The organism is Aeromonas sp. CD, from assembly GCF_033349375.1.
Classification (GTDB): domain Bacteria; phylum Pseudomonadota; class Gammaproteobacteria; order Enterobacterales; family Aeromonadaceae; genus Aeromonas; species Aeromonas hydrophila.
In genome coordinates this window covers 3188758-3205593 of the sequence record NZ_CP137631.1, presented here as the reverse complement: position 1 = coordinate 3205593, position 16836 = coordinate 3188758, and the positions used below count along the sequence as shown (strand labels likewise).

The following is a 16836-nucleotide window of genomic DNA, read 5'->3' as shown; positions in this document are numbered from 1 at the left end:
TCTGAGATGAATAAAAAGGCGCTTTGAGCGCCTTTTTTGTTGCCTTTTCAGTCAGTGCAAGATATCGCCACCCGCTTGGCGCTTTTCTGCTAGAATATGCCCCCTGTGTGAGTCCCGGATTGACTCACGGTCCGGTCCCCCGGACCCAGTTTGCCGTCTTGTGCTAAGGCGGCTGTTGCAATAGGTTAATCATGAGTTTTGCCGATAGTTTATTTTTCCTGATGCTGCTGGTCGCCGGCAGCGTGTTCTTCTCTCTCTCCGAGATCTCCCTCGCCGCCTCCCGCAAGATCAAGTTGCAGGTGATGGCCGATGAGGGCAACCGCCATGCCGAAAAGGTACTGGCACTGCAGGCCCAGCCGGGCAACTTCTTTACCGTGGTGCAGATCGGGCTCAACACCGTCGCCATCCTGGGCGGTATTCTGGGCGAGTCTGCCCTGAACCCGGCCATCAAGGCGTTCATCTCCGAGTTCTATCAGGGGCCCTGGCTGGGCGAGATCAGCTCGGCAGCCTCCTTCGTGTTCGTCACCGGCATGTTCATCCTGATCGCCGATCTGATGCCCAAGCGCCTCGCCATGACCATGCCGGAGCGGATCGCCGTGGTGGTGGTGCGCCCCATGCTGCTGTGCGTCACCCTGCTGATGCCGCTGGTGTGGCTGTTCAACGGCATGGCCAACGGCCTGTTCCGCCTGCTGCGCATCTCCATGGTGCGCAACGACGAGATCACCTCCGACGATATCTATGCGGTGATGGATGCGGGCGCCGAAGCGGGCGTCATCCAGCGCGAGGAGCACCAGCTCATCGAGAACGTGTTCGAGCTGCAGTCCCTCGGCGTCACCTCCGCCATGACCGCGCGCGAGAGCCTCATCTACTTCACCCTGCAAGAGGGCGAGGAGAGCATCAAGGCCAAGATTGCCGAACACCCCCACAACAAGTTCCTGGTGTGTGACCACAACCTCGACAGCATCAAGGGCTTCGTCGACTCCAAGGAGCTGCTGATCCGGGTCATCAGCGGCCAGAGCATCGACCTCAACAGCGGCTCGCTGGTGCAGAACGTCATCATCATCCCCGACACCCTCAACCTCTACGAGGCGATGGAGTACTTCAAGAACCACAGGGGTGACTTTGCCGTGGTGATGAACGAGTACGCCCTGGTGGTGGGGATCGTCACCATGAACGACCTGATGAGCACCGTCATGGGCGAGTGGGCCACCCACGTGGTGGAAGAGCAGATCGTGCAGCGGGACGAGAACTCCTGGCTGGTGGACGGGGTGACCCCCATCTCCGACGTGATGCGCGCCTTCGACATCGAGGAGTTCCCGGAAAACCAGAATTATGAAACCATCGCCGGTTTTATCATGTATATGCTGCGCAAGATTCCTAAGCGAACCGATTCGGTCAAATACGCCGGTTACAAGTTCGAAGTGGTGGACATCGACAGCTACAAGATTGACCAGCTGCTGGTCACCCGGGTCGAGCCCACGCCGGCCGAGAAACCCGCTCAGGAATCGTAAAAGGAGCTAGTTAGCAATCATGAAGATGCAGTCTCATTCCCGTGCGCTGGCCTGTGTAGCGCTCGCCCTGGCACTCGGTGCCTGCAGCCAGAGCGCACCGCGCAAGGCCACCACAGTCGCCAAACCGGCAGCCTCCAAGGCGGCCGTGGTGGTGCCGCAGCAGGACCCGGATGCGGTGGTGCAAAGCGCCGTGGCGGAGCCGAGTCCGGTGTTCGACGAGGAGTATCACGGCCCGGATCAAGGATCGCTCGAGTCGGTGACCGCCCTGTTTGCCCGTGGCTACATCGAATCGGCCATGCGCGAGACCATGCTGGCGGCGGTGCACAGCGACTACCCGCTGCTGGGCATGCGGGACGTGCGCCTGACCGATCCGGTGGCCAAGTTCCTCACCTCGGCCCAGGCACGCACCACGGCTCACGACTACCTCTATGCCGGGGTGCAGCGCCGGCTGGGCCGCCCGCTCAGCCCCGCCCAGTGGGAGCAGATCTGGCAGGGGTATCCCCAGCAGGGTCGGGTGTCCGACTGGGTCAAGCAGACCAAGCGGGTACTGGCCGGGCGTTGAGCCGCCAGTGCACCTGTTGCCACAAGAGGCCACCTTCGAGTGGCCTCTTGTCGTTTCTCATCCTGGTGTTGAGCTTTCAACAGCCATACCTCCCTTCCTTTGCCGTTATCTCCCTGAGCTTGTTCAGATTTGTTCGTAGCACCCGATTGCCTCTTGTTCTACTTTGGGTCATGATGAAAAGGCATTCTAGCCGTCTAGATGTTTTGATGGCTTTTTGGCTTGGCACAATAAATACCCGTCACGACGGGGACACGCAGAGAGACAGAGATGGATACAAAGGATTTGTGGGTACTGGATGGTGGCATGGGACGCGAGCTGGCACGGCGGGGCGCGCCGTTTCGCCAGCCGGAGTGGTCGGCGCTGGCCCTGATGGAGGCCCCCGAGACGGTGCGCGAGGTGCATCAGGCCTATGTGGCGAGCGGGGCCCGGGTCATCACCACCAACAGCTATGCGCTGGTGCCGTTTCATATTGGTGATGCGCGTTTTGTGGCAGAGGGGGAAGGGCTGGCGGCGCTGGCCGGCCAGCTGGCCCGCGAGGTGGCCGACGAGCAGCCGGGCAGCGTGCAGGTAGCCGGTTCCTTGCCGCCGCTGTTTGGTTCCTACCGCGCCGACTTGTTCGACGCAGGCCGGGTGAGCGAGCTGGCGACCCCGCTTATTCGGGCGCTCTCGTCCCACGTGGATCTCTGGCTGGCGGAGACCATGAGCCTCATCGCCGAGCCGCTGGCGATCCGGGCCCTGCTGCCCGAGGATGGCAAGCCGTTCTGGGTCTCCTTCACTCTGGAAGACGAGGCGCCGGGCAGTGAGCCGACCCTACGCTCCGGCGAGCGAGTGGCCGATGCGGTTACCGCGCTGGCATCGGCCGGGGTGGACGCCATCCTGTTCAACTGCTGTCAGCCCGAGGTGATCGAAGGGGCGCTCAGGGTGGCCGGCGCCGCTTTGCAAGAGCAGGGTCGCAGCGACATCCGGCTCGGCGCCTATGCCAACGCCTTCCCGCCCCAGCCCAAGGAGGCGACCGCCAACGACGGGCTGGACGAGATCCGCACCGATCTGGGGCCGCTGGATTACCTCGGCTGGGCCGAGCGCTGGCGTGGGATTGGAGCCTCCCTCATCGGCGGTTGCTGCGGCATCGGGCCGGAACATATCCAGGCACTGAGCAGTCGGCTGCGCTAAGGAGCGCCCATGAAAGAGAGCAAGATCGGGCTCTGGTCCCTCACCGCGCTGGTGTTCAGCTCCATGGTGGGGGCGGGCATCTTCAGTCTGCCCCAGAACATGGCCGAGGTGGCCGGCGCGCGCGCCGTGCTGATCGGCTGGGCCGTCACCGGGGTTGGCATCCTGGCGCTGGCCATGAGTTTTCTGTATCTGTCACGATTAAGGCCGGATCTCGATGGCGGCATCTACAGCTATGCCCGCGCCGGCTTTGGCGATCTGGTGGGTTTCTTCTCCGCCTGGGGCTATTGGCTCTGCGCCACCATCGGCGTGGTGGGCTATCTGGTGATCGCCTTCGCGGCGCTGGGCAGCTTCGTCGACACCCCGCAGCGGGTCTGGTTTGGCGAGGGCAATACCCTGGCGGCCTTCATCGGTGAATCCTGCATCCTCTGGGCGGTGCACCTGCTGGTGGCCCGCGGCGTGCAGCAGGCGGCCCTGTTCAACCTGGTGGCGACCCTGGCCAAGAGCCTGCCGTTGCTGCTGTTCATCCTGTTCGCCTGCTACTGGTTCGACCCGGTCACCTTCGCGGCGGATCAGCAGGGCAGAACCCTGGCAACGCCGGTCTCCGAGCAGGTGCGCAACACCATGCTGATCACCCTCTGGGTCTTCACCGGCATCGAGGGGGCGGCGGTGCTGTCGGCCCGGGCCAGACACAAGCGGGACGTGGGCACCGCCACCGTGCTCGGGGTGGTGCTGGCGCTGCTGCTCTATGTGCTCATCTCGGTGCTGGCGCTGGGGATCCTGAGCCGCCCCGAGCTCGCGGCCCTGCCCAATCCCTCCATGGCGGGGTTGATGGCCCAGATGACTGGCTCCTGGGGCAAGCTGCTCATCAGCGTCGGCCTCATCGTCTCGGTGCTCGCCTCCTACGTGAGCTGGACCCTCTTCTCGGCCGAGGTGCCGTTCAGTGCGGCGCGCCATGGCGCCTTCCCGGCCATCTTCCGGCGCCAGAACCGCAATGGTACCCCCATCGCATCGCTGTGGCTTACCAGCCTGACGGTGCAGGGCTGCCTGCTGCTGGTGTGGCTGCTTGGCAAGGGCTACACCAACCTGCTGCTTATCTCCACCTCGATGATCCTGGTGCCCTATCTGCTGATCGGCCTGTTCCTGCTCAAGCTCTCCTTGCGTAGGGAGGGCAATGGCCTGATGCGGGTGGTGGCGCTGGTATCGAGCGGTTACGGCCTCTGGCTGCTCTACGCCGCCGGGGTGGAGTACCTGCTGCTCTCCTTGCTGCTCTACGGGCCGGGTCTGCTGCTGTTTCTCTACAGCCGCCGCCAGCTGGGGGCCGAACTGCGGCTCAGCGGGCGCGAGCGGCTGCTGGCCGGGGTGACGCTGCTGAGCCTGATCCCCGCCATCTGGTCTTTTGCCCATGTCTGAGTGAGGTGTGACCCAATGCAAGAGAGCGCCCAAGGGGCGCTCTCTTTTTATCTGCGACGCGCACTTTTTTAGCGGCGGCAAGGACTTAGTGGCTGGCGGGACCGGCCGGTTTGCCAAACAGCACCGCGAGTTTTTGCCGCCAGGGGAGGCCGCGGGCCTCTTGCAGCATGTCGCGCCACTCATGGAAGGTGAGGGTGAGCGGGTTGAAGCTGTGGATCGGCTTGGTGATGCCGAAGCGACACGGCTCGCCTAAGTCTTCTTCCACGAAGGTGCCAAACAGCCTGTCCCAGATAATGAGCACGCCGGCGAAGTTGCGATCTATGTATTTGGCGTTGCTGGCGTGGTGCACCCTGTGGTGGGAGGGGGTGTTGAAAACCCACTCCAGCCTGCCGAGCTTGCCCACCACCTGGGTGTGGACGAAGAACTGAAAACCCAGGCTCAAGAGCACGGTGGCCACCACGGCCTCGGGCGGGAAGCCGATGAGGATCATCGGGATCCAGAACAGCCACATGCCGGAGACCGGGTACATCAGACTCTGGCGAAAGGCGGTGGAGAGGTTGAGCCGCTCCGAGCTGTGGTGCACCACGTGTGAGGCCCAGAGCCAACGCACGTGGTGACTGGCGAAGTGGAACAGCCAGTAGCAGAGATCCTGCAACAGAAAGAGCAGCAACAGGCTCCAGAGGTTGAGATCGATATCCAGCAGCCGCCAGCCCCAGAGGGCGTCGTAGAGGTAGGCGATGGCGATGGCCGTCAGCGCATCGCCCCCCTGATGCATCAGCGCCAGGGTGGCGTTGGCGAAGAGATCCTTCCACTGGTAGCCGGCGGTGGGATAGGCGGCGCCATGCTTGCGCAGGTAGAACATCTCCCAGCCGATGAAGGCCAGAAAGAGCGGCGAGAGGTAGAGCAGGAGCAGTTGCACATCCATGTCGGGTATCCAGTCAGAGCAATTGCTCTCCAGCATAAAGGATGAATTTAATCTTTCATTAACAATTTTCACCCGATGGCCGTCGCCATCTGACGCTGGCGGCGGGAGTCCGCAAACGCATGGCCATGAAAGGGCGTGATGGCCCTCTGAGCCATGGCGCAGTGACTATGCTTGATGAGGCTTTCTACCTCTGGAGTGGCAGATGATGCGGCTGTGGTGCTGTTTGTTGATGGGAGTCTGCCTGCTGGCGCAGGCCAAGACCCGGGTCGAGATCCTGGCCGATGCCAACTATCCGCCCTACTCCTGGCAGGAGGGGGAGGAGGTGAAGGGGATCTATGCCGACATAGTGCGCAGCGTGACGGCCTCCATGGACGAGTACGAGGTGGTGCTCAAGGCCATGCCCTGGCGGCGGGGTCTCAGCATGGTGGAACAGGGCAGTGCCTTCGCCATCTTTCCGCCCTACTACCAACCCGACAGCCGCCCCTGGATGTGGCCCTACTCCCAGCCCCTGCTCGACGAGGAGCTGGTGGTGATGTGCGGCGCCGGGGTGGCGGTCAATACCCCGCAGGCGCAGTTCCCGGCCGACTACTACGGGCTGCGCTTTGGCATGAATGCCGGTTTTACCATAGGTGGTGCCCCCTTCTGGCAGGCCGTTCAGCAGCAGAAGATCGGGTTGGAGGAGGTGAAGAGCAACCGGGAGAACCTGCTCAAGATAGTGCGCGGCCGGGTGGACTGTACCGTCAACGACCGCCTCTCCCTGCTCTATGAGCTGCTCAACATGATCAAGGGCAACCAGCTGGCGGTGGCCGACATGTCCCAGCTCAAACAGGGGCCGGTGCTCAGCAAGGAGCAGGGGTTTCTCGGCTACAGCCGCAAGGGGGAGTTTGACTTCAAGGAGGACTTTGCCGAGCAGTTCGACAAGCGGCTCTACGAGCTCAAGAAGCGGGACGGGATCCGAACCATAGTGGAGCGTTATCTGGGAAAGTCCCCGCGCTGAACTGATAAGGGAGCCAGTCAGATTTAGCCGGTAAACACAGGGTGTCGGCCAACAGCAGAGGGACTGAGAGTCCCTCTGCTGTTTTTGGTGGGTCACCGGTGACGGCGGCGGGAAAGGCAGCACCACAGGGCGTCGCCGGCACAGATCCGGGTGACCATCATAGACCTTGTACGCATCACCGCCATCTGGCGACTGGTCTGTTTGATAAATCAATGTAACCTGTTGTTTTTATATGATTAGTGAGGTGGTTATGCAGTGGGTGAAAAGAGGGGTTGTCATCGCCCTGGTGTGGAGTGGCAGTGTGTGGGCCGATCCCGCTCAGGAACTGGTCAATCTGCTCAACAGCGAACAGCAGGCGGAGCAGCTGCAGGCCCAGATGCAGGCACAGATGATCCCGCTGATCATCCGGGGCGCCGGTGAACATGCACAGGAGTTGGCCCAGCACCGCGATGTACTGGAAGCCTGGGTGAGCCGTTACCTCTCCTGGGGGGCCATGAGTAACGAAGTGGCCGCTATCTACCGCAAGCATTTCACCGAGGCTGAGCTCAAGGCGCTGATCGCCTTTTATCAGAGTCCGGTCGGGAAGAAATCCCTGGATACCATGCCGGCCATCTTTCAGGAGAGCTCGCTGGTGGGCCAATCTCTGGCAGAGCGCAACATGCCGGCACTGCAAGCCATGCTGGATGAAGCAAAACGCAAAGCGACAAAATAGATATGGTCGGCAGGGCATCAACGCAAAGAGGGAGCCATGGGCTCCCTCTGCTGCTTTTTATCGCCGGCGCTATTACAGCACCTGGCTCAGGAACTGGCGCAGGCGCGGGGAGGGGGGATTGTCGAAAAAGTCCGTCGGCTTCTCGTCTACCAGCAGCTCGCCGCTCTCCATAAAGAGCACGCGATCTGCCACCTCACGGGCAAAGCCCATCTCGTGGGTCACCACCACCATGGTCATCCCCTCGCGGGCCAGCCCCTTCATCACGTCCAGCACTTCGCCCACCATCTCGGGGTCGAGCGCGCTGGTGGGCTCGTCAAACAGCATGATGCGCGGCTGCATGGCGAGCGCCCGGGCGATGGCCACCCGCTGCTGCTGGCCGCCGGAGAGCTGGGAGGGGTAGCTCTCGGCCTTGGCCGACAGGCCGACTTTGAGCAGCAGGGCCTTGGCTCTGTCTTCGGCATCGCGACGCGACAGCCCGCGCACCTTCTGCGGGGCGAGGCAGATGTTGTCCAGCACGTTCAGATGGGGGAAGAGGTTGAAAGACTGGAACACCATGCCCACCTCCTCCCGCAATTTGTTGACGTCACCGGGTTCGGTCAGGCTGATGCCATCCACCACGATATTGCCGTCGTTGATGGTCTCCAGCTGGTTGAGGGTGCGCAGGAAGGTGGACTTGCCGGAGCCGCTGGGGCCGACGATCACCACCACTTCCCCCTCGGCGACCTGGGTGCTGACGTTCTTGAGGGCGTGCACCTCGGTGCCGTAGAACTTCTCCACGCCGCTGGCCTTGATAATGGGATCAGTTGCTGCGCGCATATTTCACCTCCAGACGACGCACCGGGAAGGGGCAAGGGATGCCGGTGATGGCAGAACTTCTCGACACAGGTTGTGTCTTGATAATCGGATCAGTTGCTGCGCGCATATTTCACCTCCAGACGACGCACCGGGAAGGGGCAGGGGATGCCGGTGATGGCAGAACTTCTCGACACAGATCGTGCCTTGATAATCGGATCAGTTGCTGCGCGCATATTTCACCTCCAGACGACGCACCAGGAAGGAAAGGGTGCCGGTGAGCACCAGATAGAGCAGGGCCACGGTGAACCACACCTCGAACGGGCTGAAGGTGGAGCTCACCACCTCGCGCCCCGCCTTGGTGAGATCGGTGATGGAGATGACAGAGACCAGCGAGGAGTCCTTGATAAGGTTGATGAACTGGCCTGCCAGCGGCGGCAGCACCCGCTTGAAGGCCTGCGGCAGGATGACGTAGCGCATGGTCTGGGCCGAGGTCATGCCGAGGCTTCTGCCCGCTTCCATCTGCCCCTTGTGGATGGAGCTGATGCCGGCACGGACGATTTCCGCCACGTAGGCGCCGGTAAAGACCGCCAGTGCCGCCACCCCGGCAGTGAATCGGTCGAGGTTCAGCACGGTGCCGATGAAGAAGTAGACGATGAAGATCTGCACCAGCAGCGGGGTGCCGCGGATGAGCTCCACGTAGGTAACCGCCAGGTTGCGCAGGGCGGGGTTGGGGGAGAGTCGGGCCAGCCCGGCCAGGGTGCCGAGCAGGATGGCGAAGATGCCCGCCACCAGCGAGAGTTTGACCGTGACCCAGACGCCCCAGGCGATGGGGCCGGCAGTCCAGCTCAGCTGGGTGTCGAGGGTGTCGCCACGAAAGACGGTGTCCCCTTCCGCTACCTGACCGCCGCTGGTTGCGATGGCTTGGCGCTGGTTGGGATCGAGGTCGTTTTGCAAAAACAGCTTGCCCTTGTCGGCCTCGGTGGTGCCGGCGACCACGGTACCGTCAAATTCGGCGTAGTTTTTCTGTTCCGCCTGATAGGCGATGTACTGGGGGATCCGCTCCCAGCGCCAGGTGTAATCCACCGATTGCACGGCCTTGTAGATGCCAAAGATGGCGGCCAGCACGATCAGCAGGAAGATCCCGTGCCAGAGCAGTTGATTGGGTTGTTTTTCCATCTGTCTTGTTGGGTTGTGCACTGTCGCAACCTCGTTGTAGTTATTGTGTGGGGATCTGCGTGAAGGGGCGGCGGGCCGCCCCTTGCGAGGTTACTTGAGCTGGTTCAGCCAGGCGGTGGACTCGAACCACTTCTGGTAGAGGCGGTCATAGCTGCCGTCGCCCTTGATTTGGCGCAGGTAGTTGTTGAACCAGTTGAGGGTGTCCTGGTCGCCCTTGCGGATGGCCCAGGCCAGCGGTTCGAAGGTGAACGGCTTGTCGAGGTGCACCACGGCGCCCTTGTTCTGGGTGGCGAAGATGGCGTTGTAGGGCAGGTCGTAGACGAAGGCATCGACCTTGCCGTTGATCACTTCCAGCTTGGCGTCATCCTGGGTTTCAAACTGCAGCAGGGTGGCTTTCGGGATCAGACGCTTGACTGCCTGCTCGCCGGTAGTGCCGAGCTTGACCGCGATCTTGTACTTGGGATCGTTGAGGTCGGTGAAGGATTTGATCTCGCCGGCCTTGTCCTTGCGCAGGACGATGGTCTGCCCGACCACGATATAGGGGTCGGCAAAGTTGACGCGCAGGTTGCGCTGGGGGGTGACGGTCATGCCGCCCATGATGACGTCGAACTTGTCGGTCAAAAGGGCCGGAATGATGCCATCCCAGGCGGTGTTGACGAACTCGACCTTCACGCCCATCTCCTTGGCGACCATCTTGGCCAGATCCACGTCAAAGCCGATGTACTGGCCCTGCTTGTTGGTCATTTCGAAGGGTTGATAGCCGGCGTCGAAACCGACCCGCAGCACGCCGCGCTCCAGCACGGCATCCAGGGTGGAAGTGGGCGCCGCATTGGCCAGCCCGCACAGCAGCAGGGTAGAAAGAATGAGTTTTTTGATCATAAGTGACGTCTCTGTCAAAAGTGTGTTCGGCCTTGAACCTGATCCCGTGCGACTCCGTGGCACAAGAGACTGCTGCATCCGGCAACAGGGCAAGACAGGATTATTGTCTTGATTGAGGCAAAAGCCCCATATGAGATTCTATTTGTCGCGAGCTGAGTGAAAAATGTACCAAATTCCGATTGTGCCAGATGACTCAATAGGTTAGTGGCGCTTTTTTCCCGTGGCGACACTCATAAAATCACACGAAAACAACATATCTATCTAATGAGACGGGTTCAAGCCAAAAATGTATTCAGCACATTTTGTTACAGGCCAGCCCGTCACCAGCAGTGTCAATTGTTGCTCACCTGGCCACCAAGTGCCAAAAAACAGATTCGAATGAATTTATTGTGTGCGATTGCCACCCACCAGATGATTTTTAATTGAGGATTTAGTCAGACACCGCTGGGTCTTGTTTTGCGCTTCCAATATACTCAGTTACCTTCGTTTAGTGGCACTGGTATGGACGCCTCAATACTGCTCAAGCTGGATGTATTCACCCTGATGATCATGGCGCTGGGTGGCTACAGCCTCGGCTTCATCACCCTCTCCATCATCTGGTCGACCCACAGGGAGATCCCCGGACTCGGATACTGGTGGTGGTCCAGTCTGTGCGCACTGGCGGCCCAGAGCCTCTTTACCCTGCAGGCCTTCATGCCGAGTCTGGCGGGGATCTGGCTGGCCAATCTGCTGATCACCGTCTGCATCGCCCTGATGCCGCTGGCGTTGCAGCGTTTCTTCGGCCAGCCCCTCAGCTGGTCTGCCAGCGGCTGGTTCATGCTGATCTATGTGCTGATCCTGAGCTGGAGCATTGCCTTCAACGATCAGATGGCCCCCCGGGTGCTGCTGGCCTGCCTGAGCTACATGGTGCTGGGGGCGGTGATCGTCTTTCTCATCTGGCGGCACGGCTATCCCGCCTATCTGCCCGCCGTACTGGTGTTCACCGTGGTCAACATCCTGCTCTACGGCTTCAACCTGCTGCGCATGGCATTTCTGCTGCAGGGGGACGCCAGAGTCTTGATGGATCAGAGCGGTGTCAACGTACTGCCTTTCCTCTCCATGCTGATGGGCAGCTACCTCTCCACCTTCGGGGTGCTGCTGCTCTGCACCCAGTACCGGGCACTGGCCCTGCGCCAGCAGGCGAGCCACGATCCACTCACCGGTCTGCTCAACCGGCGCGGCTTCATGGAGCTGATGGCCCGGCGCCGGATGACCGAGTTCGGCGCCCTGGCGGTGCTGGATCTCGATGACTTCAAGCAGATCAACGATCGCCATGGTCATGAGATGGGGGATCGGGTGCTGGCAGCGGTGGGGGCCTATCTCGGCGCTCAGCAGGCGCTGGTGGCCAGTCGCTTTGGCGGCGAGGAGTTCGTGTTGCTGTTGCCGCAGGAGGATGAAGTGGCGCAGCAGCAGCGCTGCGAGCAGATCATCCGCTCTCTGGCGGCGCAGGACATGCAAGGGATCGGCATCACCGTCAGCATGGGGCTAGTGCGCTGCCAGCACAGCTGGCACTTCGACACCCTGTTCAGCCAGGCGGATCGCGCCCTCTATCAGGCCAAGCGGGAGGGCAAGAACCGGGTCTGCCGGCTGGCACAAGCCTAGCCGGTCAATCGGCGTCGCGGGGGCGCGGCGCCTGCGCCTTGAGGAAGGGGAGCAGCAGCAGGGCGGAGACGCCGGCGGCCACCGAGATCACCACGAAGAAGCCCTGCCAGTGCCAGATCTCCAGCACCCTCGCCAGCGGATAACCAGAGAGCGCCGCCCCCATGTAGGCAAACAGACCGACAAAGCCGGTGGCGGCCCCCGCCGAATTCTTGTGGGAGCACTCGGCCGCCGCCATGCCGATCAGCATCTGGGGGCCGAACACGAAGAAACCGATGGTGAAGAAACAGGCCGCCTGCATCACATAGCTGAAGAAGGGCATCAGCCAGAGCGATCCCACCGCCAGCAATATTCCCACCGCAAAGATGAGGTTCATCGGCCCGCGGTTGCCGTTGAACAGCTTGTCCGATCCCCAGCCCGCCACCAGGGCACCGATAAAACCACCCACCTCGAACATGGAGATGGCCGAGTTGGCGCTCATCAGATTGAAGCCGCGCTGCTCGGTCATGTAGAGATTGCCCCAGTCGTTGATGGCGGTGCGTACCACGTAGACCAGCACGTAGCAGCAGGCCAGCAGCCAGATATAGGGGTTGCCGAGCACGTATTTGCGCAGGATCTGGCGATGGGAGAGGCCGGCATCCTGGGTCTGCTGGGCCAGCTCCATGGCGTCGTTTCGCCACTCGCCCACCGTGGGCAGCCCCATGGCGGCCGGGGTATCGCGCAGCCGCCAGCAGAGGAACAACCCCGCGAGGATGGCGATCAGGCCGGGCACTATCATGCCGTAGCGCCAGCCGTGCTGCAGGGCCAGGGTGCTGACGATGAGGGGAATGAGCGCGCCGCCCACGTTGTGGGCCGTGTTCCAGGCCGACCACCAGAAGCCGCGCTCGCTGCGCGAGTACCAGCTGGTGAGCAGCTTGGAGCAGGGAGGCCAGCCCCAGCCTTGGAAGAAGGCGTTGGCCACCCAGAGGGCGGCGAACAGCCACAGCGACGACGAGAGCCCGAACAGTATGTTGATGACCCCGGTCGCCATCAGCCCGAGTCCCATGAAGTAGCGCGGGTTGGCGCGGTCGCTGATGATGCCGGAGAAGAACTTGGAGCAGCCGTAGGTGATGTAGAACAGGGTCCACAGCATGCCGATGTCGGCCTTGTTCAACATGCCGCTGGCCAGCATGTCCGGCATGGCGAAGTTGAAACTCTTGCGGGTGAAGTAGAACACCGCGTAACCCAGATACATGGTCAGCAAGATGTGCAGCCGCCAGTGGCGATAACAGGCGTCGATCTCGGCCTGATCGCGGATGAGGGGCTGGGGCGGTGCGCTTCTCATGAAACTGAGCATCAGGCGGTTCTCCCCTGCGACTGGGTGTTACTCATGACTCTCCTCCCGTTTGCGGCCGGGCAGGGTCACGGTCAGCTGGGTACCGTGCACGCAGGAGAGCTGCAATGCGCCTCCCAGCGCCTGCACCCGCTCGCGAATGCCGAGCAGGCCGTAGCCCTGGGGCGTGCGGTGTTCCGGCAGGCCGCAGCCATCGTCTTCCAGCAGCAGAGTCAGTCGCTCACCCTGACGGTGGGCCCGAATGGTGACCGAGCTGGCATTGGCGTGTTTCACCACGTTGTTGAGCCCCTCCTGACAGACCCGAAACAGGGTGACCCGCTGGGCATCGGAGAGGCCGGCATCCGCCAGCTGCCACTCGAGCCGGGTGACGATGCCGCGGCGCTCCAGCTCCAGCTCTCGCAGCAGGCCGCGTACCGCTTGCTCCAGGCTCATGTCGTCGAGCTGGCGGGGGCGTAGCCGGCCGAGCAGGCCGCGCACCGCGTCGTAGATGCCAAGCGACAGCGTCTCGATGAGGGCGCTGCTCTGGCCGACCCCGGCATTGTCCGGGGCGAGCCGGCGCACGATGCCGGCCTGGGTGCGGATGGCGGTGATGGTCTGGCCGATGTCGTCGTGCAGCTCGCGCGCCACCTCCTTGCGGATGCTCTCTTCGGTCTCCAGCAGCCGCTCGGTGAGCTGGCGATTGTGAGCGAGTTGGCGGGTCAGCGCCTGGTTAAGCTCGCGCTGGCGCTGGATGCCGGCGCCGAGCAGCAGGCCGGTGAGGCTCTGGGCCAGCAGGGAGAGCAGCAGATCGAGCGGATGATCGTGCCAGGCCTGGCCGGCCATCAGTGCCACCGTGTTCATCAGGGTGGCGAGCAGGGCCCCCTGCCAGCCGTAGCGCCAGGCCATGGCCATGATGGGGATGGCCAGACAAAACGGGGTGAAGCGCACCAGCGAGTCGGGCAGGCCGAGCTGCAGCCAGAGGCTCAGCACGAACAGCAGCAGATACCAGACCAGATGGCGAAAACGCCAGTCCACCGGTTGATCCACCAGGGTCGGGCCGAGCGGCACCCAGGTGGCGCGGGTGAGGTAGTGCCAGATCAGCATGCAGGTGGAGGTCAGCGTCAGCCCGCCGGTGAGGGTGAGCAGCAGCGCGGTGAGGCCATCCTCGCCGGCCAGATGCCAGAGCAGGGATTGCAGTCCCGCCGCCACCGTGACGGTGGCCAGCAGCACCAGCAGCTGTTGCCAGTCGTTGCGCACTGGTTGGCGGCGGGCGATCAGCAGCGGCAGCAGGGTGAGCAGGCTGCCCGCCTGAATGAGCGGCCACAGCGGCAGCCCCACTTCCTGATTGAGCCAGTAGAGCAGCAGGGATTCGCACAGCAGCAGCGGCGGCCAGTAGGAGATAGGGCTTTGCAGCAGCAGCCCCAGACGCAGGCCGAAGGGGAACAGCAGAGCCGCCAGCATGGGCGAGCCCGCCAGGTGCAGGCCGATGCTCCACAGGCAAAACCAGCCGGCGGCAAAGATGAAGCAGGCCGCCAGCGAGATGGCGACATAGCTGGCAAGACGCGGGATCACCAGCTGTCCAGCATGCGGTGGGCCAGCTCCACGTTGTTGCTGACCTTGAGTTTGTCCATCAGGTTGGCGCGGTGCACGTGCACCGTCTTGGGGGAGAGACCGAGCTGCTCGGCGATGGCCTTCACCTCGAGGCCCCGCGCCAGCAGCTGGGCCACTTCCCGCTCCCGGTTGGTGAGCGGATCCTGGCTGTTGCAGGCCAGCTTGTGGGCGATGTCCGGGGTGAGGTAGCAGCCGCCGTGGGCGGCGGTGCGCACCGCGGCGATCAGCTCCTCCGGGCTGCAGCGCTTGGAGAGGAACCCCTTGGCGCCGGCCTGCAGCGCCTGCTCGATCAACGCCGGACTATCGTGCACCGACAGCATCACCACGGCGAGGCCGGAAGGGAGGCGCTTGAGCAGATCCAGCCCGGACTGGTCCGGCATGGAGATGTCGCACACGCACAGCTGCACGCCGCTGCCGGGCAGTCCCGCCAGCGCCTCGGCGGCGGAGCCGAATTCGGCCACCACCCGCAGGTCGGGTTCGAGATTGAGCAGTTGGGCAAAACCGGAGCGGACGATCTGGTGATCGTCGATGAGGGCAATCTTTATCATGATGTCAGCCTGAAGTCTGCGGCCAGGGTGCTGGCGCGGCCAACAAGATACCTGCCGCCTCGTCCGGGCTCAAGAGAAAGCAGGGCATATGAGCGGGATCGGTGGCGCTTCTGTGGCAAAGCTTGATCGGGATCAGGGGTGGGCACGTGCGCAGGCCTGCGGCAGCCGCTTGGCACGTACCCGGGAGGATTAGCGATGCAGCTCGCCGGCACGCTCCGGCTGATAGACCACTTCCAGGATCTCCACCTCGATGGTGCGACCGGCCGGGCCGGGCCAGGCGATGCTGTCGCCTACCTTCAGGCCGAGCAGGGCGCTGCCGACCGGGGCCAGCACGGAGATCTTCGACTCGTCACCCTGCACGTCCTTGGGGTAGACCAGGGTCAGGCAGAACTCGTTGCCGCTGCTCGGCATCTTGAAGCGCACCGTGCTGTTCATGGTGACCACGTCCGGCGGCATGTCGGCCGGCTCGCGCATCTCGGCGCGATCCAGCTCCTCCTGCAGGGCCAGGTGCTGGGGATGGTTGCCGAGCAGTTGCTCGATGCGGTCGAGATCCAGGCTGGAGATCACGAGATGAGGTTGTTTCATAAGATATTCCTTATCAATGGGTTAAAGGACCAGGATGACGGGCAAGCTGGTCGAAAAAGAGTGTGCGATACGAAAAAACAGATCGGGAATGCGATGCCCCCGAACGACTCGCTGTCGGAGGCGAGGGCGGGGGCTCAACGGGGTGTGAGCTGGCTTGATAAAATAATGAGCGCTTTCATGGGGATACCATAACCATTCTGGACTGCTTTGGCAATTATCCTGACAAGCTTGTCAGGGGGCCTGGTAATCGTACTGCTTGATGATGCGCGCCAGGCTGCCATCGTCGCGCATGGTGGCGATGGCCTTGCGCCAACGGGTCGCCTCGGCGGCCGGGAAACGGGGGCTGGCGGCCAGATAGAGCGAGGCCCGCTGCAGGGTGTCGCCGCGCACCAGATCCGCCAGCGGCAGGCCGGCCTGCTGCTGGTTGTAGCGGGCGCTGTTCCAGGCCACCGCCCAGCCCTGGATGCGGCCCAGCGCCAGCTTGCTGGCGTTGTGGATCTCCTCGGCCACCAGCGCCTGTTTCACTTGCGGGTAGGGCTGCAGCAGGCTCTGGCCATAGGAGCCGCGCATTACGCCGACGGTGAGGCCGGACAGCTCTTTGCTGGTGATGGGGGCCGGGTGGTACTGGCGATGGCTGACCAGCACGAAGGCCTCGTCCAGCAGCGGCGCAATCCACAGAAACTGCGGCTCGCGCTGGGGGCTGCGCACCGGCGGCACCAGCAGCACGTCCTGGCGGTGGCGGGTCTGGCTGAGGGCGCGGGCCAGCGGCATCAGCTCGATGGTGAGCGGCTCCTTCAGGCGGCGGGCCGCCTCCTCCAGCACCTCGATGGCCATGCCGCTCGGGGCACCCTGATAGGAGCGAATGACATAGGGGGGGATCTCGGCGGCGATGACCACCACGGCCTTAGCCTGGGTGGCGGGGAAGAGCAGGGCGCAAAGCAGCAAGAGCAGGGAAATACGCATGGCAGGCCGGATCCGGGATGAGTACACAGAGTGTAACATCCC

The 16836-nt window shown here is 62.8% G+C and carries 16 protein-coding genes; 7 read left to right on the top strand and 9 right to left on the bottom strand.

Translation table 11 applies throughout. The features are described 5' to 3' along the window. The first annotated feature begins 191 nt into the window (after positions 1 to 191). From R2E40_RS14890 to R2E40_RS14875, 4 genes are all read left to right on the top strand, one after another. A complete protein-coding gene (locus tag R2E40_RS14890; protein WP_073350860.1) occupies positions 192 to 1511 on the top strand; it encodes a hemolysin family protein in 1320 nt (439 codons plus the stop codon). Between the two features lie 19 nt (positions 1512 to 1530). Beyond that, entirely contained in the window at positions 1531 to 2073 is a 543-nt protein-coding gene (locus R2E40_RS14885; RefSeq protein ID WP_318163755.1) for a hypothetical protein, read from the top strand. Positions 2074 to 2340: 267 nt separating this feature from the next. Beyond that, on the top strand, positions 2341 to 3243 hold the full coding sequence (locus tag R2E40_RS14880) for a homocysteine S-methyltransferase family protein (RefSeq protein ID WP_318163754.1): 903 nt from the start codon (positions 2341 to 2343) through the stop codon (positions 3241 to 3243). Between the two features lie 9 nt (positions 3244 to 3252). Continuing rightward, the gene (locus R2E40_RS14875) at positions 3253 to 4653 is read left to right on the top strand and encodes a basic amino acid/polyamine antiporter (RefSeq protein WP_318163753.1); all 1401 of its coding nucleotides are present in this window, start codon (positions 3253 to 3255) and stop codon (positions 4651 to 4653) included. Between the two features lie 85 nt (positions 4654 to 4738). On the opposite strand, the gene R2E40_RS14870 is transcribed toward R2E40_RS14875, so the two are convergent. Continuing rightward, positions 4739 to 5578: a sterol desaturase family protein gene (locus R2E40_RS14870; RefSeq protein WP_318163752.1), complete on the bottom strand. Its 840-nt coding sequence runs from the start codon at positions 5576 to 5578 to the stop codon at positions 4739 to 4741. A gap of 229 nt (positions 5579 to 5807) precedes the next feature. On the opposite strand from R2E40_RS14870, the gene R2E40_RS14865 reads away from it, so the two are divergent. Both R2E40_RS14865 and R2E40_RS14860 read left to right on the top strand, forming a co-directional pair. Then, positions 5808 to 6575 carry a substrate-binding periplasmic protein gene (locus R2E40_RS14865; protein ID WP_011706609.1) on the top strand — a complete coding sequence of 256 codons (768 nt, stop codon included), beginning with the start codon at positions 5808 to 5810 and terminating at the stop codon, positions 6573 to 6575. A 250-nt stretch (positions 6576 to 6825) separates the two neighbouring features. Further along, the gene (locus R2E40_RS14860) at positions 6826 to 7287 is read left to right on the top strand and encodes a DUF2059 domain-containing protein (RefSeq protein ID WP_106552895.1); all 462 of its coding nucleotides are present in this window, start codon (positions 6826 to 6828) and stop codon (positions 7285 to 7287) included. Between the two features lie 72 nt (positions 7288 to 7359). On the opposite strand, the gene R2E40_RS14855 is transcribed toward R2E40_RS14860, so the two are convergent. The 3 genes from R2E40_RS14855 to R2E40_RS14845 form a co-directional block, all read right to left on the bottom strand. After that, a complete protein-coding gene (locus R2E40_RS14855) occupies positions 7360 to 8103 on the bottom strand; it encodes an amino acid ABC transporter ATP-binding protein (RefSeq protein WP_011706607.1) in 744 nt (247 codons plus the stop codon). 195 nt (positions 8104 to 8298) lie between these two features. Beyond that, a complete protein-coding gene (locus tag R2E40_RS14850; protein ID WP_318163751.1) occupies positions 8299 to 9258 on the bottom strand; it encodes an amino acid ABC transporter permease in 960 nt (319 codons plus the stop codon). Positions 9259 to 9348: 90 nt separating this feature from the next. Continuing rightward, on the bottom strand, positions 9349 to 10137 hold the full coding sequence (locus tag R2E40_RS14845) for a transporter substrate-binding domain-containing protein (protein ID WP_016351298.1): 789 nt from the start codon (positions 10135 to 10137) through the stop codon (positions 9349 to 9351). A 501-nt stretch (positions 10138 to 10638) separates the two neighbouring features. On the opposite strand from R2E40_RS14845, the gene R2E40_RS14840 reads away from it, so the two are divergent. Beyond that, positions 10639 to 11778: a GGDEF domain-containing protein gene (locus tag R2E40_RS14840; protein ID WP_318163750.1), complete on the top strand. Its 1140-nt coding sequence runs from the start codon at positions 10639 to 10641 to the stop codon at positions 11776 to 11778. A 4-nt stretch (positions 11779 to 11782) separates the two neighbouring features. Here R2E40_RS14840 and R2E40_RS14835 read toward each other — a convergent pair whose 3' ends face one another. The 5 genes from R2E40_RS14835 to R2E40_RS14815 form a co-directional block, all read right to left on the bottom strand. Further along, the gene (locus tag R2E40_RS14835; protein ID WP_045527424.1) at positions 11783 to 13111 is read right to left on the bottom strand and encodes an MFS transporter; all 1329 of its coding nucleotides are present in this window, start codon (positions 13109 to 13111) and stop codon (positions 11783 to 11785) included. 27 nt (positions 13112 to 13138) lie between these two features. Further along, a complete protein-coding gene (gene uhpB, locus R2E40_RS14830) occupies positions 13139 to 14659 on the bottom strand; it encodes a signal transduction histidine-protein kinase/phosphatase UhpB (RefSeq protein WP_011706602.1) in 1521 nt (506 codons plus the stop codon). Beyond that, the gene (uhpA, locus tag R2E40_RS14825) at positions 14656 to 15246 is read right to left on the bottom strand and encodes a transcriptional regulator UhpA (RefSeq protein ID WP_318163749.1); all 591 of its coding nucleotides are present in this window, start codon (positions 15244 to 15246) and stop codon (positions 14656 to 14658) included. The genes uhpB and uhpA overlap by 4 nt, the downstream gene beginning before the upstream one ends. Before the next feature lie 189 nt (positions 15247 to 15435). Then, on the bottom strand, positions 15436 to 15831 hold the full coding sequence (gene rnk / locus R2E40_RS14820; protein WP_011706600.1) for a nucleoside diphosphate kinase regulator: 396 nt from the start codon (positions 15829 to 15831) through the stop codon (positions 15436 to 15438). 231 nt (positions 15832 to 16062) lie between these two features. Next, the gene (locus R2E40_RS14815; protein ID WP_318163748.1) at positions 16063 to 16794 is read right to left on the bottom strand and encodes a substrate-binding periplasmic protein; all 732 of its coding nucleotides are present in this window, start codon (positions 16792 to 16794) and stop codon (positions 16063 to 16065) included. Between the last annotated feature and the right edge of the window lie 42 nt (positions 16795 to 16836).

Excerpts from the sequence above, each read along its gene's own strand:
- R2E40_RS14890 (WP_073350860.1), top strand. The coding sequence starts at position 192 with ATGAGTTTTGCCGATAGTTTATTTTTCCTGATGCTGCTGGTCGCCGGC.
- R2E40_RS14885 (WP_318163755.1), top strand. The coding sequence starts at position 1,531 with ATGAAGATGCAGTCTCATTCCCGTGCGCTGGCCTGTGTAGCGCTCGCC.
- R2E40_RS14880 (WP_318163754.1), top strand. The coding sequence starts at position 2,341 with ATGGATACAAAGGATTTGTGGGTACTGGATGGTGGCATGGGACGCGAG.
- R2E40_RS14875 (WP_318163753.1), top strand. The coding sequence starts at position 3,253 with ATGAAAGAGAGCAAGATCGGGCTCTGGTCCCTCACCGCGCTGGTGTTC.
- R2E40_RS14870 (WP_318163752.1), bottom strand. The coding sequence starts at position 5,578 with ATGGATGTGCAACTGCTCCTGCTCTACCTCTCGCCGCTCTTTCTGGCC.
- R2E40_RS14865 (WP_011706609.1), top strand. The coding sequence starts at position 5,808 with ATGGGAGTCTGCCTGCTGGCGCAGGCCAAGACCCGGGTCGAGATCCTG.
- R2E40_RS14860 (WP_106552895.1), top strand. The coding sequence starts at position 6,826 with ATGCAGTGGGTGAAAAGAGGGGTTGTCATCGCCCTGGTGTGGAGTGGC.
- R2E40_RS14855 (WP_011706607.1), bottom strand. The coding sequence starts at position 8,103 with ATGCGCGCAGCAACTGATCCCATTATCAAGGCCAGCGGCGTGGAGAAG.
- R2E40_RS14850 (WP_318163751.1), bottom strand. The coding sequence starts at position 9,258 with ATGGAAAAACAACCCAATCAACTGCTCTGGCACGGGATCTTCCTGCTG.
- R2E40_RS14845 (WP_016351298.1), bottom strand. The coding sequence starts at position 10,137 with ATGATCAAAAAACTCATTCTTTCTACCCTGCTGCTGTGCGGGCTGGCC.
- R2E40_RS14840 (WP_318163750.1), top strand. The coding sequence starts at position 10,639 with ATGGACGCCTCAATACTGCTCAAGCTGGATGTATTCACCCTGATGATC.
- R2E40_RS14835 (WP_045527424.1), bottom strand. The coding sequence starts at position 13,111 with ATGCTCAGTTTCATGAGAAGCGCACCGCCCCAGCCCCTCATCCGCGAT.
- uhpA (WP_318163749.1), bottom strand. The coding sequence starts at position 15,246 with ATGATAAAGATTGCCCTCATCGACGATCACCAGATCGTCCGCTCCGGT.
- rnk (WP_011706600.1), bottom strand. The coding sequence starts at position 15,831 with ATGAAACAACCTCATCTCGTGATCTCCAGCCTGGATCTCGACCGCATC.
- R2E40_RS14815 (WP_318163748.1), bottom strand. The coding sequence starts at position 16,794 with ATGCGTATTTCCCTGCTCTTGCTGCTTTGCGCCCTGCTCTTCCCCGCC.